The sequence below is a fragment of the Motiliproteus sp. MSK22-1 genome, assembly GCF_001968815.1.
Lineage (GTDB): Bacteria > Pseudomonadota > Gammaproteobacteria > Pseudomonadales > Balneatricaceae > Motiliproteus.
Genome location: NZ_MIEQ01000046.1, coordinates 70,777 through 92,702 on the forward strand (window position 1 = coordinate 70,777; position 21,926 = coordinate 92,702).

Annotated in this window: 25 protein-coding genes; 20 read left to right on the forward strand and 5 right to left on the reverse strand. The window is 47.2% G+C overall.

The annotated features are described in order from the left end of the window. Positions 1 to 120: 120 nt before the first annotated feature. Positions 121 to 666: a hydrolase gene (locus BGP75_RS13695; protein ID WP_076719600.1), complete on the reverse strand. Its 546-nt coding sequence runs from the start codon at positions 664 to 666 to the stop codon at positions 121 to 123. A 185-nt stretch (positions 667 to 851) separates the two neighbouring features. Beyond that, positions 852 to 1,280, reverse strand: a complete 429-nt coding sequence (locus tag BGP75_RS13700; protein WP_076719396.1) for a MaoC family dehydratase — start codon at positions 1,278 to 1,280, stop codon at positions 852 to 854. A gap of 380 nt (positions 1,281 to 1,660) precedes the next feature. Between BGP75_RS13700 and BGP75_RS13705 the strand changes: the two genes are divergently transcribed. Then, complete coding sequence (locus tag BGP75_RS13705) at positions 1,661 to 2,389, forward strand: HAD-IA family hydrolase (RefSeq protein ID WP_076719397.1); 729 nt, start codon at positions 1,661 to 1,663, stop codon at positions 2,387 to 2,389. Positions 2,390 to 2,402: 13 nt separating this feature from the next. Further along, entirely contained in the window at positions 2,403 to 3,494 is a 1,092-nt protein-coding gene (gene sppA, locus BGP75_RS13710) for a signal peptide peptidase SppA (RefSeq protein WP_083704816.1), read from the forward strand. Positions 3,495 to 3,640: 146 nt separating this feature from the next. Here sppA and BGP75_RS13715 read toward each other — a convergent pair whose 3' ends face one another. Then, positions 3,641 to 4,219 carry a nucleoside triphosphate pyrophosphatase gene (locus BGP75_RS13715; protein ID WP_076719398.1) on the reverse strand — a complete coding sequence of 193 codons (579 nt, stop codon included), beginning with the start codon at positions 4,217 to 4,219 and terminating at the stop codon, positions 3,641 to 3,643. A 122-nt stretch (positions 4,220 to 4,341) separates the two neighbouring features. On the opposite strand from BGP75_RS13715, the gene BGP75_RS13720 reads away from it, so the two are divergent. The 17 genes from BGP75_RS13720 to BGP75_RS13800 all read left to right on the forward strand — a co-directional run bounded on the left by BGP75_RS13720 (position 4,342) and on the right by BGP75_RS13800 (position 18,851). Next, entirely contained in the window at positions 4,342 to 4,860 is a 519-nt protein-coding gene (locus BGP75_RS13720; protein WP_076719399.1) for a YceD family protein, read from the forward strand. An 18-nt stretch (positions 4,861 to 4,878) separates the two neighbouring features. Then, positions 4,879 to 5,058, forward strand: coding sequence for a 50S ribosomal protein L32 (gene rpmF, locus BGP75_RS13725; RefSeq protein WP_076719400.1), 180 nt, complete (start codon positions 4,879 to 4,881; stop codon positions 5,056 to 5,058). A gap of 2 nt (positions 5,059 to 5,060) precedes the next feature. Continuing rightward, complete coding sequence (gene plsX, locus BGP75_RS13730; protein WP_076719401.1) at positions 5,061 to 6,074, forward strand: phosphate acyltransferase PlsX; 1,014 nt, start codon at positions 5,061 to 5,063, stop codon at positions 6,072 to 6,074. A 266-nt stretch (positions 6,075 to 6,340) separates the two neighbouring features. Beyond that, complete coding sequence (locus BGP75_RS13735; protein ID WP_076719402.1) at positions 6,341 to 7,930, forward strand: ABC-F family ATPase; 1,590 nt, start codon at positions 6,341 to 6,343, stop codon at positions 7,928 to 7,930. 263 nt (positions 7,931 to 8,193) lie between these two features. Continuing rightward, entirely contained in the window at positions 8,194 to 9,126 is a 933-nt protein-coding gene (fabD, locus tag BGP75_RS13740) for an ACP S-malonyltransferase (RefSeq protein ID WP_076719602.1), read from the forward strand. A gap of 64 nt (positions 9,127 to 9,190) precedes the next feature. Then, positions 9,191 to 9,934 (forward strand): 3-oxoacyl-ACP reductase FabG, encoded by a 744-nt coding sequence (gene fabG, locus BGP75_RS13745; protein WP_076719403.1) that lies wholly within the window; start codon positions 9,191 to 9,193, stop codon positions 9,932 to 9,934. Positions 9,935 to 10,098: 164 nt separating this feature from the next. Next, complete coding sequence (acpP, locus tag BGP75_RS13750; RefSeq protein WP_076719404.1) at positions 10,099 to 10,332, forward strand: acyl carrier protein; 234 nt, start codon at positions 10,099 to 10,101, stop codon at positions 10,330 to 10,332. A 106-nt stretch (positions 10,333 to 10,438) separates the two neighbouring features. After that, complete coding sequence (fabF, locus tag BGP75_RS13755) at positions 10,439 to 11,680, forward strand: beta-ketoacyl-ACP synthase II (RefSeq protein ID WP_076719405.1); 1,242 nt, start codon at positions 10,439 to 10,441, stop codon at positions 11,678 to 11,680. Between the two features lie 105 nt (positions 11,681 to 11,785). After that, positions 11,786 to 12,670 carry an aminodeoxychorismate lyase gene (gene pabC, locus BGP75_RS13760; RefSeq protein ID WP_076719406.1) on the forward strand — a complete coding sequence of 295 codons (885 nt, stop codon included), beginning with the start codon at positions 11,786 to 11,788 and terminating at the stop codon, positions 12,668 to 12,670. Further along, entirely contained in the window at positions 12,667 to 13,755 is a 1,089-nt protein-coding gene (gene mltG / locus BGP75_RS13765) for an endolytic transglycosylase MltG (RefSeq protein ID WP_076719407.1), read from the forward strand. Before pabC ends, mltG begins: the two co-directional genes overlap by 4 nt. Next, entirely contained in the window at positions 13,755 to 14,426 is a 672-nt protein-coding gene (tmk, locus tag BGP75_RS13770) for a dTMP kinase (RefSeq protein ID WP_076719408.1), read from the forward strand. Before mltG ends, tmk begins: the two co-directional genes overlap by 1 nt. Positions 14,427 to 14,429: 3 nt before the next feature. Next, positions 14,430 to 15,464: a DNA polymerase III subunit delta' gene (locus BGP75_RS13775; RefSeq protein ID WP_076719409.1), complete on the forward strand. Its 1,035-nt coding sequence runs from the start codon at positions 14,430 to 14,432 to the stop codon at positions 15,462 to 15,464. A 93-nt stretch (positions 15,465 to 15,557) separates the two neighbouring features. Then, positions 15,558 to 15,908, forward strand: coding sequence for a PilZ domain-containing protein (locus tag BGP75_RS13780; protein ID WP_076719410.1), 351 nt, complete (start codon positions 15,558 to 15,560; stop codon positions 15,906 to 15,908). A 130-nt stretch (positions 15,909 to 16,038) separates the two neighbouring features. After that, positions 16,039 to 16,812, forward strand: coding sequence for a TatD family hydrolase (locus BGP75_RS13785; protein WP_076719411.1), 774 nt, complete (start codon positions 16,039 to 16,041; stop codon positions 16,810 to 16,812). Between the two features lie 114 nt (positions 16,813 to 16,926). Continuing rightward, complete coding sequence (locus BGP75_RS13790; RefSeq protein ID WP_083704817.1) at positions 16,927 to 17,823, forward strand: radical SAM protein; 897 nt, start codon at positions 16,927 to 16,929, stop codon at positions 17,821 to 17,823. A 71-nt stretch (positions 17,824 to 17,894) separates the two neighbouring features. Further along, positions 17,895 to 18,422 (forward strand): DUF1285 domain-containing protein, encoded by a 528-nt coding sequence (locus tag BGP75_RS13795; protein ID WP_076719604.1) that lies wholly within the window; start codon positions 17,895 to 17,897, stop codon positions 18,420 to 18,422. A gap of 6 nt (positions 18,423 to 18,428) precedes the next feature. After that, the gene (locus BGP75_RS13800; protein ID WP_233152924.1) at positions 18,429 to 18,851 is read left to right on the forward strand and encodes a secondary thiamine-phosphate synthase enzyme YjbQ; all 423 of its coding nucleotides are present in this window, start codon (positions 18,429 to 18,431) and stop codon (positions 18,849 to 18,851) included. Positions 18,852 to 19,282: 431 nt separating this feature from the next. On the opposite strand, the gene ycaC is transcribed toward BGP75_RS13800, so the two are convergent. Both ycaC and BGP75_RS13810 read right to left on the reverse strand, forming a co-directional pair. After that, a complete protein-coding gene (gene ycaC, locus BGP75_RS13805; RefSeq protein ID WP_076719412.1) occupies positions 19,283 to 19,909 on the reverse strand; it encodes an isochorismate family cysteine hydrolase YcaC in 627 nt (208 codons plus the stop codon). A gap of 83 nt (positions 19,910 to 19,992) precedes the next feature. Further along, entirely contained in the window at positions 19,993 to 20,856 is an 864-nt protein-coding gene (locus BGP75_RS13810; protein WP_076719413.1) for a pirin family protein, read from the reverse strand. 112 nt (positions 20,857 to 20,968) lie between these two features. On the opposite strand from BGP75_RS13810, the gene BGP75_RS13815 reads away from it, so the two are divergent. Further along, positions 20,969 to 21,889 carry a LysR family transcriptional regulator gene (locus tag BGP75_RS13815; RefSeq protein WP_076719414.1) on the forward strand — a complete coding sequence of 307 codons (921 nt, stop codon included), beginning with the start codon at positions 20,969 to 20,971 and terminating at the stop codon, positions 21,887 to 21,889. The last annotated feature ends 37 nt before the right edge of the window (positions 21,890 to 21,926 follow it).

Genomic DNA, 21,926 nt, shown 5'->3' on the forward strand with positions numbered 1-21,926 from the left:
TTGTCACAGAAGTTTTCTGCATTGCGAGGCTGTTCAGCGGTTTTCTGTGATTAGCAGGTGTATGTATCAAAATAAAATTTGAGTGGTATCACTTATTTTCAATTCCGGAATAGCGCCAGGTTAGCGTAGATATTCTGTGCTGATTTTTCTGAAAATGTCAGTGCCTGATTTTTCCATCCATTCAAAAGCAACCATTTCGCGACTGACAATCTGCAACCCGTTCTGGCGCATCCTTTCAAGAGCCAGTTGTTTATCCGATGGGTTCCGGGATGAAACAGCGTCCGCCACAATAAAAACATCCTTACCTTTGGAATTTAACTCCATTGCAGTTTGCAGTACGCAAACATGGGCTTCCATTCCAACAATGACAACCTGATCACGAGCTGTAGAGAGTATCTTTTTAAGGCAGTCAGAATCTGATCCACAGGAAAAATGAAGTTTATCCATCTTTCCTTCATCAGATACCAGCTGATCGATTTCTGCTACCGTACCGCCTAGCCCTTTGGGGTATTGTTCTGAAGTGAGGACGGGTACACCGATAATATTGGCGACTTCGATAAGCCACTTTGATGCTTGAATCAACTGCTGATTTTCGTGTACGGCAGGGACCAGTTTTTCCTGGATATCGACTACTAGCAGGCAAGAGTTGTTTGCTTTGATTAACATAATGTAGATTTCCTTGTTAGCTTGGGAGTCTGCAAGCAGGCTCTTTGAGGCTCCGTCCTGCAAAGAGCTTGCTGAGAGTATAATCGGCTTGATTTGCCACTTCCGTATTCAGACAAATTATTGTAACGCTGGACTATAGCTACGAGTTAACCTGTTGTCGTAGCGAACCAAGGAGCACTCAGCAGTTAAGCTCGAGAATCCACCATATTGGTCGCCTCCCCCTGAGCAACCACTTTGTCATTCACTGTGCAGACTGTTTTTAGTTTCACTCGGCGGCGACGAACATCAATCTCTTCAACGGTAGCGGTCGCTGTGACGGTATCGCCGATATAGACAGGCGCTTTAAATTTAAGGGTTTGGTCGATATAAATAGCGCCGGGTCCCGGCAGACGAGTACCGAGTACTGTTGATATCAGCCCCGCGCTGAACATGCCGTGAACGATACGCTTCTTAAACTGAGTAGTGGCAGCAAACTCTTCGTTAATATGCACTGGGTTGTTATCGCCGGTGATTCCAGCAAACGTATAAACATCAGACTCCGAAACGGTCTTGGCGTAGGAGGCTGACATACCTACCTCGAGGTCTTCTAGGTAATATCCGTGTAATTCACTCAATTTAGTGGCTCCAGATGTGTAGAAAATCAATAATATGACGATATATAAATAATGGGCTTATCGGCCTAGAGAATACCGTAAAGAGAAGTGGCGACCAATAGCAGAAATGACCAGATACTTGCCAGGGCGCCGGCCCGCCAGTTGAGAATCCTTGATTTAAGTCATCCCTCTGGAGTATTGCCAGAACCTGCAATCAGATATGATTACTTCATAGGTGATTAATGGCTGTCTTTCTGACTTTCTTGGTTGTTATTTATGTTCTGTCGTTAAAGACTGACGCTCAGGGTTTTGCCGAGAGCGCTTAGTCGTTAAGATGCGGTAGTTGTAGTTCATTTGATGTTTTGCGGGCAGAGATACTGCCGCGCACCGAGGAGTATTCGTTGTTTAAATTGCTGATTTTCGATTGGGATGGAACAATCATTGATTCCGCTGACCGGATTATTTCCAGTATGCAAAAAGCCGCTGTTGAATTGGGATTGCCCCGTTTGCCGGCAGAACCTATTCGGAACATTATCGGCTTGGGGTTGCCTGAGGCTCTGATGCAGCTTTATCCCGATATCGATCAGGAAGGGATGGTACAGATGCGAGAGCGCTATTCTTATTACTATATCAAAGCTGATGATACCCCCACTGCGCTATTCCCGGGAGTTGAGGATGGGTTGATACGGTTAAGGGATCAGGGTTTTCGTTTGGCCGTAGCGACAGGAAAGAGTCGCTTGGGTTTAGATCGGGTTCTGGCTGTGACCGGTCTTAGGGATGTCTTTGAGTTTACCCGTTGTGCGGATGAGACCCGCTCAAAACCAGATCCGCTTATGTTAGAGGAAATTCTGGCCTGCAGTGGTCATCATGTCAGCGAATCTGTAATGATTGGGGACACTGAATTCGATCTGGAAATGGCAACCAATGCCGGGATGAACTCTCTGGGTGTTTCTTACGGGGCTCATGTTGTCGAGCGTTTGGAGAACCACAACCCCATGGCTATTTTTGACCACTTCTCTGAACTTGAATCCTGGCTGCTCTCACAAACCAGCGAACCTGCAGCTGATAAAAAAGCGGTCATTGAGTGTACGCTGGCTGGAAACACGAACCCTGACCCGGTTTCAAATTAGAGGATAGTGAGCCATGAGTGAAGATCTTTGGAATCGCCCGAAAAAGGAGACAGATACCGATGGGGGTAACGCCAATGAAAGCGCCTTTCAGACAGAAGCGGGGCTGGTAGAGAAGCCAGCGGACGACAACCCCGGGCAAGCATCAGCGTCTGATCAAAAGAAGCGGGACTCTCGTGAATGGCGTCTGATTGAAAAGCTGATAATGGGGCTTAATGCTGAACAGCGTCGCTCACGCCGCTGGGGGATCTTTTTTAAGTCTTTGACGTTCATCTATCTATTTGTTGCCTTGTTTTTGTTGGTTCCGGGGGATTTCTTCAGTCTGGATAAAGCCATTGCTGAGCGTCACACCGCCCTGGTGGACGTTAACGGCACGATTGCTGAAGGTGAGGAGGCAAGTGCCGATGCCATAGTGACCGCGTTGCGAAAGGCATTTGAAGACGAAGCTACGGCTGCAATTATCTTGCGTATAAACAGCCCGGGAGGCAGTCCTGTTCAGGCGGGTTATGTGTATGATGAAATTGTCCGGCTGAAAGCCAGCTATCCGGATATTAAAGTCTATAGCGTGATTGTTGATCTTGGCGCTTCCGGTGGCTACTACATTGCCGCAGCAGCTGATGAAATTTATGCCGATAAGGCCAGTCTGGTTGGATCTATTGGTGTGATCTCGTCAAGTTTCGGGTTTGTTGACGTGCTGGAAAAACTGGGTGTCGAGCGACGGGTCTTTAATGCAGGGGAGCATAAGGCATTCCTTGACCCTTTTAAGCCACTTAAAGAATCTGAAAAGCAATTTTGGGAACAGGTTCTTAACACCACTCACAATCAATTTATCGAACAGGTTAAAAAAGGAAGAGGCGATCGACTAAAAGACGATCCCAAACTGTTTAGCGGACTTATCTGGACCGGCGAGCAGGCATTGGAGCTGGGGCTTATTGATGGTTTGGGCAGTGCTGGCTATGTCGCAAGAGATATTGTCGGTGAAGAGAATATTGTTAATTTCACCCCTGAACTGAGCCCGTTGGAGCGCGTTGTTGAACGTTTCAGTACCAGTTTTGCGCGAACGCTTGCAGTGGAGTTAGGTTTAAAAAATCTATCGCCTCTGTACTAATGACCACAGCAGACAAGTCCCTCGGACCCCGGAGGGTTTGCTGAAACTTAATGGACTTATTCGAAGGTTCCTTAATATGCTGGTAAAAGTGATGGCCGAAACCGGCCATCACTTCCCTGAATCTTCAGTTTCTTTTCACAGGTTTCTTAGAGCACGCATACCCCTTCGTCCTCCAGTATTCTAACCAGGCGTATCAGCGGCAGACCAATAAGCGTATTCGGATCATCCCCCTCCAAGCGTTCAAATAAAGAAATACCCAAGCCTTCACACATAAAACTGCCTGCGCAATTATAGGGCTTCTCTTTTATCAGATATTGTTCTATCTGCTGATCTGAAAGTTTACGAAAATGGACTTTAAATACTTCTACGCAACGGGTCTCGGAATTTCTCTCTGCATTTATAACGGACAACCCTGTTAAAAAAGTTACCGTATTATTCCGGCAGGCTTGAAGTTGTTTAAATGCATTCTCGTGAGTTATTGGTTTACCAAGTGTTTTATCTCCCAGAGTAGCCAGCTGATCTGATCCTATTATTAGGCCCCGTGTATGTTTCTTTGCCACTGCGTTGGCTTTTTCAGATGCCAGGCGAAGTACTGTTTGTTCTGCTGACTCTTCTGCTTGAGGGGTTTCATCAATATTGGGCGAGTCTGTCTGAAAGTCCAGTTGAAGCTTTTTTAAAATAGCTTTTCGATAGGGAGAAGTAGAGGCGAGAATGATCGGAGTCATGTTATAATTTCTGCGGTAAGTACTAGGTTTTGGTAAAGAACCTCTATCTTACTCGTTTTTATTCCCTTTTTAACGGCTTCCCCCTTTACAGAAGAGGGTTTGGCCCCTATTATTGCGCGCTTATGTCGAAGGCCCCATTACCGATCAAAATAGACCCTCGGCGATCTGCCGATCAAGGGCTTAGTTATGAAGGTTCTTTACCGCTAAAACGGTTGGACCGATTAGTAAGCTACTTGGTTGACGCGGAGGGAGATATAGATGTCAGCCTAACATTTGGGATTGACGAAGAAAAAATTCGTTACCTGAGTGGGATCGCTGAAGTTTCAGTTCGGATGCTTTGTCAGCGTTGTCTGGAACCGGTAGCGATGACCCTTAGAGCTGAGCTCAATTTGGGCATCGTTAAAAACGACGAGGCAGCTGAAATACTGCCAAAGCGGTATGACCCGCTAATCGTTGTTGATAACGCATTGGATGTGAATCAGGCAATAGAAGATGAGTTAATTCTTACTCTTCCACTGATTCCCACTCATGAGGATTGTGAAGTTAAGACAGAATTCATGGATCCTAATGCGAAACCGGAAGACGACAGTAAAGAGAATCCATTTGGAATATTAGCCCAGTTAAAGGGCTACAAACATTAGTTCAGGAGCTGCTAAGCCATGGCTGTTCAAAAAAGTAAAGTAACTCGTTCTCGTCGTGGTCAGCGTCGTTCACATGATGCATTGACTGCTAGCACACTTTCTCAAGATGCGACCACTGGTGAAACTCACCGTCGTCACCACATCACTGCCGACGGTTTCTACCGCGGTCGTCAAGTGGTAGCTAAAGACGCAGAATAAGCTTGGCTGCTAAATGCACCCTTGCTATTGATGCGATGAGTGGGGACTTCGGTCCCCACGTAATTGTTCCTTCCGCTCTAGAATTCCTCACCCGTTACAACGACTGTCATTTACTTCTGGTCGGCGATCAGAATCAACTGCGTTCTCTGATCAATCAGCATTCTGCTTCTGCCAATACTAATCTTGAAGTGATTCATACTGATGAAGTTGTTGGTATGGATGAAAAACCCTCTCTTGCTCTTAGAAAACGAAAAGCATCATCCCTCTATCGGTCTATTGCGCTGGTTTCGGAAGGAATTGCTGATGCCAGCGTCAGTGCAGGCAATACCGGGGCCATGATGGCAATGGGACGCTACCTGTTACAAACTCATGCCGGAATTGATCGCCCTGCAATCGCATCCGAGTTACCGACCCGGGAAGGACATTGCTATATGCTGGATTTGGGCGCCAATGTGGATTGTAGTGCTGAGCATCTCTTTCAATTTGCACTGATGGGGTCAGTACTTTCCGAGGCAGTTGATGGCCGCCAGCACCCTAAAGTCGGATTGCTGAACGTCGGCACTGAGAAGGTCAAAGGGAACGAGCAAGTTAAACTGGCCTCCCGATTAATCCAGGAACACAGCCAGCTTAATTATATTGGCTATATAGAAGGTAATGATATTTATGCGGGAAAAGCGGATGTCGTTATCTGTGATGGCTTTGTCGGTAACATTGCGCTTAAAAGCAGCGAAGGACTGGCCCGCTTAATGGGACGCTCTCTCAATGTTGCGTTCAATCAGTCCCTGTACCGGCGAGCATTACGATGGCTGGCTGCTCCCGTGTTAAAAGAGTTACAGGAGTTGATTGATCCATCTAAGCGCAATGGCGCGAGCCTGCTGGGTTTGCAAGGGGTTGTTATCAAAAGTCATGGCTCGGCAAATCATTCCTGCTTTATTCATGCAATAGAACAAGCCCGGGCGGAAGTGGTAAGCGGCCTGTCTCAACGGCTCAATGACAGGCTGGCTACGATGATTTAACCGCGACGAGCTTATAATCAGGTGTGGTTTTTTAACACTGATGCATCTTGTTTTTGCAGCGACAAAAAGCTCTGTTGGATACTGTTTCAGCACAAGACGAATGCCGACACCGGCTTACTTCTTTCTTATCTGCTATTGAGAGGTGGTCTGGTACTTTCCCCGGCGCGGGTATATTGGCATAATGCGCGCCTTCCTTGACTCCGTTCTCCTGGATGCCCAGGTCTTTCGGACCGTATTAATCAGCTCACTTAAATCGGAATAAAACATTGCTTACAACCGCGAATGTGACCATGCAATTTGGCGCAAAGCCACTTTTTGAAGGTGTATCTGTTAAATTTGGCGAAGGTAATCGCTATGGATTGATTGGTGCCAATGGTTGTGGCAAATCTACCTTTATGAAAATTCTGGGTGCGGACCTGGAGCCCACATCAGGCAACGTATCAAAAGATCCCAATGAACGAATAGGTAAGCTGAAACAAGACCAGTTTGCGTACGAAGAATATAGTGTTATCGATACAGTAATTATGGGTCACGAAGAGTTGTGGGCAGTCAAGTCTGAGCGTGATGCCATTTACGCCAATCCGGAAATGACGGAGGCGGATGGTATTCGGGCGGGGGAGCTGGAGTCTGAATTTGCGGAAATGGACGGTTATACAGCAGAATCCAGGGCTGGTGAGTTATTGCTGGGGGTCGGGATAGAGGTTGAGCAGCATTTCGGTCCAATGAGTGAAGTGGCTCCAGGCTGGAAGTTACGTGTACTTCTGGCTCAAGTCCTGTTTTCAGATCCGGATATCATGCTGTTGGACGAGCCGACCAACAACCTGGACATCAATACCATTCGCTGGCTGGAAGAGGTGTTAAACAGCCGAAACTGTACGATGATTATTATTTCCCACGACAGGCACTTCCTGAACAGTGTCTGTACTCATATGGCCGATTTGGATTATGGCGAGTTACGTCTGTACCCTGGCTCGTATGACGAGTACATGACGGCTGCGACTCAGGCAAGAGAGCGTTTACTCTCAGACAATGCAAAAAAGAAAGCACAGATCGCTGACTTGAAATCCTTCGTTAGTCGCTTTTCTGCCAATGCATCAAAATCAAAACAGGCAACGTCTCGTGCCAAGCGTATTGATAAAATCCAGCTGGAAGAAGTAAAGCCATCCAGCAGACAAAATCCATTTATTCGTTTCGAGCAGGACAAAAAGCTTCATCGCCTGGCTTTGGAAGTTGAAGGACTGAGCAAAAGCTATGACCAGAACTTGTTCTCTGGGATGGACTTAATGGTTGAGGTCGGCGAAAGAATAGCAGTAATCGGCCCTAACGGCATCGGAAAAACGACGTTGCTCAAATGTCTGTCGGGGGCTCTTGAGCCGACTAACGGCACCATTAAATGGTCAGAAAACGCACAATTTGGTTACTATGCACAAGATCATGCGGCTGATTTTGAAGACCAGAAATCACTGTTGGAATGGATGGGGCAGTGGGGTAAAGAGGGGGATGATGAGCAGGTCATTCGCGGGACGCTGGGGCGGTTGTTGTTTTCACAGAAAGAAATTAGCAAATCGGTAAAGGTTATTTCCGGTGGAGAGCAGGGGCGCATGCTGTTCGGCAAGCTTATGCTGCAACGACCCAATGTATTGCTGATGGACGAGCCTACCAACCACCTCGATATGGAATCGATAGAATCGCTGAACCTTGCTCTGGAAAATTATCCTGGAACGTTAATTTTTGTCAGCCACGATCGCGAATTCGTTTCCTCATTGGCCACTCGTGTTATCGAACTTAAGCCAACAGGTATTGTTGACTTCCGTGGTACCTATGAAGATTACCTGCGCAGCCAGGGTGTGCAGTAACTTATAACGGGGAGCATTATGACCGAGGACGGTTACCAAGGTCACAAGGCGAAGTTAACAGGTAATAAAATAGACATCTTTCTGGTCTGGCTATCTAATTCAGGTAGTATTGGATCCTCAGATGTTTATGAGCAATACTGGGTTTGAGGCAAGAGTCAATTTTCGAAAAGAATCGCGGATCAATACAGACGGTCAGTCCGGCTCGAAAGTTGTCTCAATTGCAGCGAATTTTGATTATATCTATTTCAGTTTATGAGGACGGCATGAATCAGACTCTTGCGTTTGTTTTTCCTGGGCAAGGTTCACAACAAATTGGAATGTTATCTGAGTTGGGAGAAGAGCATCCCATCGTCAAAGAAACCTTTGAGTCTGCATCAAAGGCTCTTGGTTATGATTTATGGGCTTTAATACAGAATGGCCCAATTGAAGAACTCAACAGTACCGATAAAACACAACCTGCGTTGCTTACCGCTGGCGTGGCCTTATGGCGCCTTTGGAATCATCTCGGTGGTGCCAAACCAACGGTTTTGGCTGGCCACAGTCTGGGAGAATATACAGCGCTGGTCTGTGCCGGTGTTATCACTCTTGAAGATGGCGTTAGACTGGTCAAGGCTCGTGGCGAATTTATGCAGGAGGCTGTTCCAGCCGGGCAGGGGGCAATGGCTGCAATTCTTGGTCTGGATGATGAAAAGATTGAGCAAGCCTGTGCTCAGGCATCTCAGGGGGATGTGGTGTCTGCTGTCAATTACAACTCGCCAGGGCAGGTCGTTATTGCAGGTCAGGCTGCTGCGGTAGAGCGTGCAATTGAAACCTGTAAGGAGATGGGAGCAAAGCGCGCCATGCCTTTGCCGGTTAGTGTCCCTTCACATTGTGCGCTAATGAAGCCGGCGGCAGAAAAACTCGCGCAGATGCTGGATACCTTGACTCTCAGCAGTCCTGAAATACCGGTCATCCAGAATGTAACGGCAACAGTCCCAGCCGATCTTGATCAATTGAAGCAAAACCTGTTGTCCCAGTTGTATAATCCGGTTCTATGGACTGCGAGCGTTAACCAGATGGTTGAACAGGGCGTTGAAAATATTATTGAATGCGGTCCAGGCAAAGTATTGTCCGGGCTAAACAAGCGAATTCAACGTAGCCTGACCGTTGGAGCTATTAATGATACTGCCGGAATGGAAAAGGCATTGTCTGATTAGCCACTGGAAACAGACGTTGAAAAAGAACGTGGCGACACAGGATTTTTGAAGAAGGGTTTTTTTAATGAGTATCGAAGGTAAAGTTGCTCTGGTAACAGGTGCAACCCGAGGTATCGGTAAGGCTATTGCTGAAGAGCTTGGCCGTCAAGGTGTTGTCGTCGTTGGAACTGCCACTAGCGAAAAAGGCGCCGCTACGATCACCCAGAGTCTTGCAGAAGCGGGTATCAAAGGCGCTGGCGTCGTTCTGGATGTTGCCTCTCAGGAATCAGTAGATGAGGTACTGAAGTCCATTCAGAACGATTTTGGCGTAGTCACCATTGTCGTTAACAACGCGGGTATCACCCGGGACAATCTCCTGATGCGGATGAAGGACGATGAATGGGATTCCGTACTGAACACTAACCTGAGTTCCATTTATCGGGTTGCAAAAGGCTGCTTAAGAGGGATGACCAAGGCTCGCTGGGGGCGTATCATTAATGTCAGCTCCGTTGTTGCTTCTATGGGGAATGCAGGGCAATCTAACTACGCCGCGGCCAAAGCCGGGATAGAAGGATTTAGTCGTGCCCTGGCCCGAGAGGTAGGATCTCGCAATATTACTGTTAACTCCGTTGCTCCTGGATTTATTGATACGGATATGACTAGCGGATTGGCCGATGAGCACAAAGATAAACTTCGTGCACAGATTCCGATGAATCGCCTGGGGGACCCAAAAGAGGTTGCTGCAGTTGTTGGTTTTCTAGCCAGTGATGCCGGTGCATATGTAACTGGAGACACAATCCACGTAAATGGTGGCATGTATATGTCTTAAATGATGAAGGGGAATTGTTTTTTTTGCGAATTTGTTGATAATGTCCCCTTCATCCAGCCACATACTGATTCAAGTGGCGGACGGCGAAACAGATATCCCTGAAGATGTTTGTCAACTAGGAAAGACATCTTTGGAAAAATCGTTCACAACAAGTAGGAAGAACTATGAGTACTATTGAAGAGCGCGTAAAGAAGATTGTTGCAGAACAATTGGGCGTCAAAGAAGAGGAAGTGACGAGCGAGGCCTCTTTTGTAGAAGACCTGGGCGCAGATTCTCTGGACACTGTAGAGCTGGTAATGGCTTTAGAGGAGGAATTCGAGACTGAAATTCCTGATGAAGAAGCTGAAAAAATTACTACTGTTAAGCTGGCCATCGGGTACATCGAAGCGAATCAGTAGTCTCGCTTAGAATAAGCTTACGAGAAGCCGCTGCTATCCTGTATAGAGCGGCTTTTCTTTTGTTTTTTCGTTTGGCTTTTGTTTCATCGTTTATTGGAGGACGGCTATGTCTCGGAGAAGAGTTGTTGTTACCGGTCTGGGTATGCTTACCCCTTTGGGTAACACGGTCAAAGAGACGTGGGATGGCATCGTAAACGGCAAGAGTGGTATCACTCCTATCGAGCATTTTGATACCTCTGTTTACAACACCCGCTTTGGTGGGTCGGTTAGAAATTTTGATGTCAGTCAGTACATGAGCGTTAAAGACGCTCGCAAGATGGATTATTTTATCCAGTACGGCATGGCTGCTGGTATTCAAGCTATAGAAGATGCTGGTTTGGAAGTATCGGAAGAAAATGCTTCTCGAATTGGTGTTGCTATCGGTTCGGGTATTGGCGGTTTACCGATGATCGAAAAGAACCACGATGTCGTCAACAATAGCGGTCCACGAAGGATTTCACCATTCTTTGTACCGGGTAGTATTATAAACATGATCGCCGGAAACCTCTCTATCCGTTACGGGATGAAAGGACCGAACATCGCGATTACTACCGCCTGTACGACGGGTACCCATAACATAGGTTCAGCTGCTCGCATGATCGCTTACGGTGATGCAGATGTGATGCTGGCCGGTGGTGCTGAAATGGCAACCACTCCTTTGGGATTAGGTGGTTTCTCCGCTGCTCGCGCTTTATCTACACGGAACGACAACCCGCAGGCTGCCAGTCGCCCATGGGATAAAGATAGAGACGGTTTTGTGCTCAGTGATGGAGCCGGGGTCATGGTTCTTGAAGAGTACGAGTCCGCGAAAAAGCGGGGGGCTCGAATCTATGCAGAGTTATCCGGTTTTGGGATGAGTGGTGATGCTTACCACATGACTTCTCCCCCTGAGGATGGAAGTGGAGCCGCTGCGTCCATGTTTAATGCCATTAAAGATTCTGGCTTAAACCCGGATCAGATCCACTATATCAACGCTCATGGGACATCAACCCCAGCAGGCGATATAGCAGAGTCTAATGCTGCGAAGCGGGTGTTAGGTGATGCTGCCAGCAATGTCCGGATGAGTTCTACCAAGTCGATGATAGGTCACCTTCTGGGTGCGGCAGGTGCAGTAGAAGCAATCTTCTCTGTATTAGCCATTCGCGACCAAGTAGCACCACCTACAATTAACCTGGACAATCCTTCTGAAGGATGTGATCTCGACTATGTTGCTCATCAGGCTCAAGAAATCCAGATTGATGCAACTATCAGTAACTCCTTTGGCTTCGGTGGTACTAACGGCTCGCTGGTTTTCAGCAAGTTGTCATAGTATCACTGCTGTATTCTGGATCTTTAAGGGGCTTCCAGTTCGCTGGAAGCCTGTCCGGCTTACAACTGACTTTTATGGTCGGCGAAGTCCGGCAGACTTCTAACTATGCAATTTCCCATAACCCTCATTAATGGCCAGTGGCAAGGTGCTTTAAGCGCTTTTGACCGTGGACTTGCTTACGGTGACGGCCTCTTCGAAACAGTTAAGGTTACCCAGGGCAGACCCTTATTGTGGCCGCTCCACAAGGCCCGCTTGCTGCGAGGATGCAGCTGTTTGGGTATTCCATTCGGTAGCGAACAGCAGCATCAGTTAGAATCCGAAATCAGCACACTCTGCGAGAAGCTTGAAAACTCAGATGCAGTAATTAAGCTGATTGTTACCCGTGGTACTGGTGGGCGTGGATATAGACCCAGCCAGGATTTGACAGCGCAGCGAATACTGATTGCCTCTGCATTGCCGGAGTTTCCGCAAGAACATTACCAGAGAGGAATTAAGCTGTTTCTTTGTCAGACTCGTTTATCCATAAACCCACGGATTGCAGGCATAAAGCACCTCAACCGACTTGAGCAGGTGCTGGCTCGATCTGAATGGCAGGATGAATATGCAGAAGGGGTTCTCTGCGATTATTCCGACCGGGTCATCGAAGGAACTATGAGTAATATTTTTGCCCTTACTGATAAGGGTCTTGTTACTCCCGAACTGACAGATTGTGGGGTATCGGGAATCATCAGGGATCTTTTAATAGAAAGAGCTCAGCAAGAGAATCTAACCGTTTTGGTTAAGAGCCTTAGTGTAGATGACCTGCTATCAGCGCAGGCTCTATGCGTTACGAATAGCCTCATAGGCGTTTGGCCTGTACGTCAGTTTGCTGATCGTATCTATAAACCGCATCAATTGATCAGTACTATGGGGCTGTGGCTACAACAAGCAGAAACATTGAGCTTGTCTGAATTTAATACATTAGAAAGCAATCGTAAGGAGTTGAAATGATTCGAAAATTGTTTTTGTTGACCGTCGTTGTAGTAATGGGTGTCGCCATTGCCGGGGTCTTTGGAAAACAACATATCGAGTCGTTTGGTGATACACCAATCAGTCTGACAGAAGACACTCTTTATGAGTTACGTCCGGGGACTTCTGTACGAGGGATGGTCTCAGAACTTGAAAAACTTGGGGTTATCGATGACGGGCTTAAACTGAGATTGTTCTCCCGCATGCAGAAAGAGTTGCAGCAGATAAAAACCGGTGAGTACCAGCTTAAGCCCCAAATGAGCCATAGAGAATTACTACAGCTGTTTGTTGACGGAAAAGTAGTTCAGCGCCAGATAACCTTTGTTGAAGGTCTCAGGTCCCGCGACTACCTGGCTCGACTGGCCGCTGATCCCATCATTATCAAAACACTTGAAGGTAAAAGCACGGAAGACATTGCCCTGGAGCTGGGAATTACTCCAGCGCATCTCGAAGGATGGATCTATCCGGATACCTATAGCTATACCAAAAACACCAGAGACATCGATATTCTGAACAGAGCTCACAACACCATGAAGCATGTACTTCAGGAGGAGTGGGCTAACCGACAAGAAAACCTTCCGTTAAAAACTCCTTATGAGGCATTAATTCTTGCCTCCATTGTAGAAAAAGAAACCGCGGCCCCTGAAGAGAGGGCACAGATTGCAGGTGTGTTTATTCGGCGTTTAAAGAAAAAGATGCGTTTACAGACTGACCCCACGGTTATTTACGGAATGGGAGATGCTTACAAGGGAAATATCAGACGTTCAGACCTGAACAAGTATACGGCTTATAATACATACAAAATCAAAGGCCTGACTCCGACTCCCATCGCAAACCCTGGCCGTGAAGCCATACATGCTGTTCTAAACCCGGCGCCGGGAAAGGCGCTCTACTTCGTAGCAAAGGGAGATGGTCGGCATCAGTTTTCCAGCACGCTCGCAGAACATAACCGTGCAGTAAACAACTTTCAGAAAAACCAACGACGTAAAAACTATCGCTCGGTTCCCAAATCAGCCTCTTCGAGCAATACCGATCTCCCAGCCTCTGTTGAAAAGAGAGATTCCTGATGTCAGCACCAGAAAAAACTGAAAATGCTCCCAATGCTTTCCCCGGAAAGTTTATTTCGGTTGAAGGGAGTGAAGGGGTCGGCAAAACAACTAATCTGCAATTTGTTCAGAATTACCTTAAATCCCGAAACATCGCATTCATTTTGACTCGAGAGCCTGGCGGAACACCTCTCGCTGAAGAGCTGCGAAACCTGCTACTCACCCACAGAGAAGAGCCGGTCAGTGAAGACTGCGAGTTGTTACTTATGTTCGCCGCCAGAGCGCAGCATCTGCAACAAGTGATTCGCCCAGCCTTATCCGAAGGAACCTGGGTACTCAGTGATCGATTTACCGACGCTACTTATGCCTATCAGGGAGGGGGACGAAGTCTTTCGTCTGAAAAGATAGCCAATCTGGAAAAACTGGTGGTCGCATCCACTAAACCTGATTTAACGCTACTGCTTGATGTGCCGGTGGAGGTCGGAATTGACAGGGCTAAAGGACGAGGGGCGCTTGACCGTTTTGAGCAGGAGCAGCTCGATTTTTTTGAAAGAGTTCGACGCACATATTTGCTAAGAGCAGAACAGGAACCCTCCCGTTTTAGAGTCATTGATGCAGAGCAGCCTCTCGTTGAAGTCCAGCAACAAATTCAACAGGCATTGGATCTATGGTTCGAACAAATTCAAAGGTAACTAATGAGCTCTGAACCCACTCAAACTTACTTTAGCTGGCAACAGGACAATTGGCATAACCTTCGTTTATTGCAACAACGGAACCGGTTGCCCCATGCACTGCTTTTCAGCGGTGTTAAGGGCATTGGAAAGTTGCACTTTGCCAGAGCCTTTGGTCGCTATATGTTGTGTTCCAATCCGGCTTCGCCTGAGGGAGAACAAGGGGCAGAAAACCAGTTATCTCAAGTAGCCTGCGAGAAGTGCAAAGCCTGCCTGCTGACTCAGCAGGGTACTCATCCTGATATGGTGGAAATTGTTCCTGATGAGCCGGGGAAACCGATAAAGATAGATCAAATTCGTGAGCTGACTCGATTTGTAGCCAGTTCGCCTCAACAGGGAGGGTATCGCATCGTCATTATCTGCCCCCCGGAAGAAATGAATATCAATGCGGGTAACGCAGTGCTGAAAGTCCTTGAAGAACCAGGGAAGAACACGTTGTTCATGTTGGTCAGTCATTCAAGTGGCCGTTTAATGGCGACTATTAGAAGTCGCTGCCAGGCCATAAACTTTAGCCAGCCCAAAAAAGCTGAATCAATACAATGGCTGCAACAAAAAAGCGATAACGACAATATTGACCTATTATTGAGCATATGTAACGGTTCTCCGTTGTCAGCACTGGATTTCTTGAATGATCAGGGCTTGGAACGCCGTAGCGCAGTTCTGGCGGGGTTGAAAGGAGCCGCCTCAAGGCGATTGTCTGTAACTGAGGTAGCCCAACAGTGGCAAAAGGAGAAACCGGATTCTCTATTGGAGTGGCTGAGCAGTCTGATTTCAGATTTTATCCGCTATAAGATGAGCGAATCCGTCGATAAAGTTGTCAATAAAGATGCCGAGAAACTGATCACAAAGGCTTCATTCAGGGTGCAGGAAGAGAAGTTATTTGCTTTCATTGACAAAATACAGGAATATCGTTTACAGGTTATCAGTAAAACCAACCCTAATCAGCAGTTGATGTACGAGGATTTGCTGGTTGGTTGGGTCGGGCTTTTTGACAGCTAGAAGCTGTGTTTTCTTAGCGCTCGTTAGTTTTTTCGTTAGAAAATGTGTAATCATTAGTCGCATCAGCTATCAGATGAAACTCAGGATCTTTTAATGTCAGCAAGTCCAAGGGCCAGCCACGGAATACTCTCTTTGACTATTAAGTCAAAAGACGAGCTTTACCGTAGTTACATGCCCTTTATTAAAAATGGCGGGTTATTCGTAACAACTCAGCGCAGTTATCAGATGGGTGAAGAAGTATTTATGCTGTTGGATTTAATGGATGAGCCCGACAAAATACCGGTCACCGGCAAAGTTGTCTGGGTCACTCCCAGAGGAGCCCAGGGGGGAAACCAGACCGGAATAGGCATACAGCTAAGTGCGGATGACAACACTGTTACAGGCAAAATCGAGACCTATCTTGCAGGAGCCTTAGGTACTGGTCGCCTTACTCACACCATGTAATCGATGTAATATGCTTAGGCAATTCTCATGTTGATGGGCTTAACAGCACACCGATAACGAGGTGAGTACTTAAGCACGTCTCATTGTTTTCCACTGCTCCTTATTTTCTATTCCCTATTTTAAGAATTCTATGCTTATTGACTCCCACTGCCACCTTGATCGACTGAAACTGGATGCTTACGATGGTGATTTGAACCTGTCTCTTAAGGCTGCACGAGAGCAGGGGGTCGGAAAGATCCTCTGTGTATCCACCGATATGGCTCGCCTTCCTCAGATGTTAGAGCTGGTTCAGTCCAAAAAAGACGTTCTTGCTTCTGTGGGTGTACACCCTATAAGCGATGAAATAGCCACCATTACTGAGCAGCAATTGCTGGATGCGATAAATAATGACCGTGTGGTAGCGATAGGAGAGACAGGGCTGGACTATTACTACCAGCCAGAAACAATAGAACAGCAAAAAAGAAGTTTTGAGATTCATCTGCGTGTAGCCGGCCAAAGCGGCTTGCCAGTTATCGTTCATACTCGTAATGCAAAAGAAGATACTTTGGCACTGATTCGCCAATCGGGAGATGTCGAGACGGGCGGTGTGCTTCATTGCTTTACCGAAGACTGGGAGATGGCCAGGCAAGCGATTGATCTCAACTATTGGATATCATTTTCCGGGATAATAACCTTTCGCAACGCCGCTCCTTTGCGAGAAGTGGTGAAACAGGTCCCTCTGGAGCGCATACTGGTCGAAACTGATGCTCCATATTTAACACCTGCGCCTTATCGCGGGCAATCCAATGAACCAAAGTTCGTGAAGCAAGTGGCCGAGCGAGTTGCAGAGATCAAAGGACTGGCGTACGAAGAAGTGGTAGAAGCAACAACATCCAATTTTTTCCGTTTGTTTAATCGTGCTTGAATGGATTGTAATCGGATAACTTGATTGGCAAGTCTATATTTTATTGTGACGGGCTATTCTTAGATACGCTCCTGAGCTTAAGTGATCCTATGGGTAAACAAAGGGAGTCACAACGTGCAATACCCACCCTTGAACTATATTGAACCTGTCTACCGCCCACCCAGCGAGGCTCGTTCGTTAATTCTGCAGGTCACCAACGGCTGCAGCTGGAATCGCTGCACGTTCTGTGAGATGTACACAGATCCTCAAAAGAAATTCAGACCAAAGCCTGAGGATGAACTGCTTGAAGAAATAAAAAACCTCTCTGAACGAGCCTCCGGCATCAAGCGTATATTCCTGGCGGATGGTGATGCCATGGTCTTGTCTGCCCGGCGGCTGCTGACTATTTTGCAGGCAATTCAGCAGTATTTTCCTGAAGTCAGTCGTGTTTCTGCATACTGCCTTCCTCGAAACCTGAATAACAAATCCGACCAGGAATTACTGTCCCTTAAACAAGCCGGCTTAACCTTATTGTATGTCGGTGCTGAATCCGGTGATGACAACGTACTTGAGCTGGTCAGCAAGGGAGAGACGTTCGACAGTACAATGACATCACTCAATCGTCTGAAACAAGCAGGCATAAAACGTTCGGTGATGATACTCAATGGCCTTGGCGGGCAGCAATACAGCCGCCAGCACGCTATTAACTCAGCCAGACTGGCTAATGCCACACAACCTGAATATCTGGCTACGCTGGTCGTTACTTTCTACAAGGGGCAACAGCGTTTTCAGGAGGGGTTTGCTGGTGAGTTCAAGCCACTTGAACAGTCAGATCTATTTCAGGAGATGGAATGGTTATTGGAAGAGCTGGATCTTGAAAAGACGATTTTCCGAAGTGACCACGCCTCCAATTCACTGGTGCTAAAAGGCGTTCTGGGACGAGATAAGCAGCAGCTACTCAATCAAGTCAGAGCCGCAATTACAGACCCTCAGGGAGCGCATCTTCGTCCCGAATGGCAAAGAGGTTTTTAGGAGTAGATATCATGGCTGAAGAAATACAACCTGACCCACGTACGCAAGCACTGTTGGATCATGCGAAACAAATGGGAAAGAAAGGCCTGCCACCGGTACATCTGTGGAATCCCGACTTTAGTGGCGATATTGATATTCGTATTGCCCGAAATGGGGATTGGTTTTACAAAGGATCAATTTTTACTCGATTGGCTATGGTAAGACTCTTTTCCACAATCCTTCGTAAGGATGAGGATGACTATTATCTTGTTACACCGGTTGAGAAAGTGCGAATTCAGGTCGAGGATGCACCTTTCGTTATCGTCAGTCTGGATGTGGTGAACCAGGATGGGCGTCAGTGCCTGATAATGGAAACCAACACAGGTGATCAGCTACGGGTTGATGAGGACCATCCATTATGGGTCATCAATGATCCGGTCAGCGGAGAACCAGCCCCTTACGTCAGGGTCAGGGATCGACTCGATGGCCTGATATCCCGGGCTGTTTTCTATGAGCTGGCTGAGTTATCTGAATCGCGTAAAGTTAATGGTAAGCTCTGTCTGGGTGTTGAGAGCGCAGGTTCCTTTTTTGTGCTTGATGATACTCCTTTGGAAACATAATTTGGCATGGACCTGAAGACAATGGTGGAGCAGTTTGAAGTTGTGACCCGAGGACAGGGCTTGTTTGAATTTACGGAACAGGTTCGCAAAGTTGTTTCTCATTCTGGAGTTTCTGAGGGGCTCTGTACACTGTTTATGTGTCATACAAGTGCGAGCATGACTATCCAGGAAAACGCAGACCCTTCGGCCCGTAAAGACCTGGAACACTGGCTTTCACGATTAGTTAAAGAAGATGATCCTCTATACACCCACACCTGCGAAGGCTCCGATGATATGCCTGCCCACATCAAAGCGGCATTAACAGCCACAAGCCTTAGCATTCCGATCATAAACGGCCGACTTGTACTGGGCACCTGGCAGGGGATATTTTGTTGGGAACACAGGTACGGAAATCATCGCAGGAAGGTAGCTGTGCATATCGGTGGATAGACTAAGCATGTAGGCTACTTGAAAGATAGGGATAGTGTACTTTGGGAAAGTGTCACTATTAGTCACCTATAAAGAGACCGATGATGTATGGCTCATCGACTATGTTTATTTAACAAATATAGAAGAAGATGAAGGTTTTATAAAAAGTCCTGACTGTGAGAAATACATTCCCAGATGGGGTTGATTCTATAAAATGATCGGTATTAGTCCCAATCTGATCTGACACTTCTTTTTAAAAAAGAGAGAGTTACCCGTTTTGATAAAGGTGCGCGAACCTAAAATCAAAAAAGGTAGCTCTCATGATTCATACAACCAGCTCATCATTAAACACAAAGCAGGTTTGCTTAACTTGGCTGAAGAGCTGGGTAATGTATCTGTAAATGGCAGCTACAGCGATTGAGCCAGCCTTTTTAGGTTGATTAAAAGAGCCCCTATTTGTTCTCAGTTAACGCTGTGTAGCTGGTAATGAGATTTCTATAATCTGGAATATGATTAGAGAAAAGAGCCCCTAAACCTTCCACATCATTACGCCAGTCTCGATGCAACTCACAGGCCAATCCAAACCATGTCATTAACTGCGCGCCTGCTTGTGACATGCGATCCCATGCGGAGTGACGAGTCACTTGATTAAACGTTCCAGAAGCATCGGTGACCACGAAAACATCGAAACCTTCTTCCAGGGCTGATAACGCGGGGAATGCCACGCAAACTTCAGTGACAACCCCAGCGATGATGAGCTGTTTTTTGCCTGTTGCTTTAACCGCATCAACAAACTCTTCGTTGTCCCACGCATTAATCTGGCCCGGTCTCGCAATGTAAGGAGCTTCTGGGAACAGTTCTTTTAGCTCAGGCACCAATGGGCCATTAGGGCCGGTCTCAAAACTGGTCGTCAGTATGGTTGGCAAGTTAAAATACTTCGCCAAATCTCCAACAGCCAATACGTTGTTTTTGAACTTGTCAGGTTCGATATCTCGTACAAGCGACAACAATCCTGCTTGGTGATCTACTAACAAAACTGCCGCATCATTTTTATCTAAGCGAACATAAGGCTTGCTCATTTTCTTTCTCCTCAAGATTGATGACGCCGTTTTTGGCATCAGATGTAGTGCATGCTCAAAAGCCAGAGCCTGCAAAAATCAAATTAATCAATGTTGCCAAACCGGCCACTGTTAAAATCCTCCACCGCCACGGCAATTTCTTCCTCGCTATTCATTACAAAAGGGCCATAACCGACCACAGGCTCGTCAATGGGCTCCCCACTTAACAGCAACACGGAAGCATCGCCATTTGCCATTACAGATAAATCACGCTGTGATTGGCTAAGTACCACCAGATCGGCTTCACGAGCCGTGGTATCGCTATTGACTTGAATTGAGCCGTGCAAAACGATCACCGCAGTACTCCAACCCTCCGGTACCGGAATATCAACCGTGACACCCGGTGTTAGCTGAAGATCGAGTACTGTCATCGGTGTAAAGGTCTTAGCCGGACCTTTATGGCCTTCATACTCTCCCGCTATGACGCGCGCTGTTCCCGCGTTATCCATTAATGACACGGTAGGAATGTCCTTACTTTGTATAGCTTGATAGCCCGGTGGCGACATTTTGTCTTTAGCAGGTAGGTTGACCCATAGCTGGACCATATCGAGGGTTCCGCCTTCACGCCCAAAAGCCTCTGAGTGGTATTCTTCATGTAAAATTCCCGAAGCGGCCGTCATCCACTGGACATCACCCGGACCAATGACGCCGCCTTCATCAGTGGAATCCCGATGGGCTACCTCGCCCTTGTAAACAAGGGTGACGGTTTCAAATCCTCGGTGTGGGTGCTGACCGACTCCCCGGCGTTCATTCGAAATATCAAATTCCGCTGGGCCTGCACGATCCAGCAACAAGAATGGGCTGAGCGACTGACCCTGAGTGTTATAGGAAAACAGGGAGCGAACCGGAAAACCGTTACCCACCCAATGGGTTCTTGGAGCACTGTAAACGCCAACAATTTTTTTCATACGATACTCCGTTAACTAAGATTTATCGTTCTAAAAAAGAGCTTAGTTTGTTGGCTTTTCTTTGACTAGAGTCTATATTTGCCGTCAGAGTCCTACTTATAGAACAATAGGTATGCATCAAGATCTGAACGATTTATATTATTTTGTCCAAGTGGTGGAGCATGGAGGGTTCACCCAGGCGGGGCGTGCTCTGGGTATACCCAAATCCAAACTCAGCCGACGCATTGCTTTACTCGAAGAACGCCAAGAGGTGCGTTTAATACAGCGCACGACTCGACGCTTTGTGGTGACTGAACTAGGTCAGGCATACTATGAACGATGCAAAGACCTGTTGCAGGCGGCAGAAGCGGCTCAATCAGTACTGGACGATACACACGCTGTCCCTTGTGGAACGGTCCGCATTTCTTGTCCCATCGCTTTGCTGCAGGCACTGGTTGGGAATATATTGGTTGATTTTTCTGTTCAGTATCCAGAGGTAACAATTCAATTGGTCGATATTAACCGGCCGGTTGACGTAGTGGGCGAGGGGCTGGATGTCTCTATTCGCGTCCGACCACTGCCTTTGGAAGATAGTGACTTGGCTATGCGATCACTGGGGTATGCGAGACAGTACTTGGTTGCCAGCCCCACACTGGTCGAGAAGCTAGGGGCACCCAAAATGCCAGCCGAACTGGCCAATTGGCCCAGTTTAGCAAATGGGCGCCCCGTCGACGGGTATTCCTGGAAATTGCTGGGCCCCAATGGCGCTGCTGCCAATCAACATCATCAGCCCAAGTTAATCACCACGGATATGTTGACGCTAAGGCAAGCGGCTATCGCGGGTATTGGTGTCGTGCAACTCCCTGAGATCATGGTATATAAGCAGCTTCAACAAGGAGAGCTGGTACGGCTGTTGGAGGACTGGTCACCACCCAAAGAAATCATACACGCAATATTCCCGACAAAACGCGGGCTCCCACCCGCGGTTCGTTTGCTGATTGATTTCCTGGCTGAACGATTCCGGGAAATGAAAATGATTAAGACCAGTATTTGACCTCTTACAGGAACGTTATACTTTGATTGCTTATACC

Bases quoted from the DNA above. Each gene is read 5' to 3' on its own strand.
- BGP75_RS13695 (WP_076719600.1), bottom strand. From the start codon at position 666: ATGTTAATCAAAGCAAACAACTCTTGCCTGCTAGTAGTCGATATCCAG.
- sppA (WP_083704816.1), top strand. From the start codon at position 2,403: ATGAGTGAAGATCTTTGGAATCGCCCGAAAAAGGAGACAGATACCGAT.
- BGP75_RS13715 (WP_076719398.1), bottom strand. From the start codon at position 4,219: ATGACTCCGATCATTCTCGCCTCTACTTCTCCCTATCGAAAAGCTATT.
- BGP75_RS13720 (WP_076719399.1), top strand. From the start codon at position 4,342: ATGTCGAAGGCCCCATTACCGATCAAAATAGACCCTCGGCGATCTGCC.
- rpmF (WP_076719400.1), top strand. From the start codon at position 4,879: ATGGCTGTTCAAAAAAGTAAAGTAACTCGTTCTCGTCGTGGTCAGCGT.
- fabD (WP_076719602.1), top strand. From the start codon at position 8,194: ATGAATCAGACTCTTGCGTTTGTTTTTCCTGGGCAAGGTTCACAACAA.
- fabG (WP_076719403.1), top strand. From the start codon at position 9,191: ATGAGTATCGAAGGTAAAGTTGCTCTGGTAACAGGTGCAACCCGAGGT.
- acpP (WP_076719404.1), top strand. From the start codon at position 10,099: ATGAGTACTATTGAAGAGCGCGTAAAGAAGATTGTTGCAGAACAATTG.
- fabF (WP_076719405.1), top strand. From the start codon at position 10,439: ATGTCTCGGAGAAGAGTTGTTGTTACCGGTCTGGGTATGCTTACCCCT.
- pabC (WP_076719406.1), top strand. From the start codon at position 11,786: ATGCAATTTCCCATAACCCTCATTAATGGCCAGTGGCAAGGTGCTTTA.
- mltG (WP_076719407.1), top strand. From the start codon at position 12,667: ATGATTCGAAAATTGTTTTTGTTGACCGTCGTTGTAGTAATGGGTGTC.
- tmk (WP_076719408.1), top strand. From the start codon at position 13,755: ATGTCAGCACCAGAAAAAACTGAAAATGCTCCCAATGCTTTCCCCGGA.
- BGP75_RS13775 (WP_076719409.1), top strand. From the start codon at position 14,430: ATGAGCTCTGAACCCACTCAAACTTACTTTAGCTGGCAACAGGACAAT.
- BGP75_RS13780 (WP_076719410.1), top strand. From the start codon at position 15,558: ATGTCAGCAAGTCCAAGGGCCAGCCACGGAATACTCTCTTTGACTATT.
- BGP75_RS13785 (WP_076719411.1), top strand. From the start codon at position 16,039: ATGCTTATTGACTCCCACTGCCACCTTGATCGACTGAAACTGGATGCT.
- BGP75_RS13795 (WP_076719604.1), top strand. From the start codon at position 17,895: ATGGGAAAGAAAGGCCTGCCACCGGTACATCTGTGGAATCCCGACTTT.
- BGP75_RS13800 (WP_233152924.1), top strand. From the start codon at position 18,429: ATGGACCTGAAGACAATGGTGGAGCAGTTTGAAGTTGTGACCCGAGGA.
- ycaC (WP_076719412.1), bottom strand. From the start codon at position 19,909: ATGAGCAAGCCTTATGTTCGCTTAGATAAAAATGATGCGGCAGTTTTG.
- BGP75_RS13810 (WP_076719413.1), bottom strand. From the start codon at position 20,856: ATGAAAAAAATTGTTGGCGTTTACAGTGCTCCAAGAACCCATTGGGTG.
- BGP75_RS13815 (WP_076719414.1), top strand. From the start codon at position 20,969: ATGCATCAAGATCTGAACGATTTATATTATTTTGTCCAAGTGGTGGAG.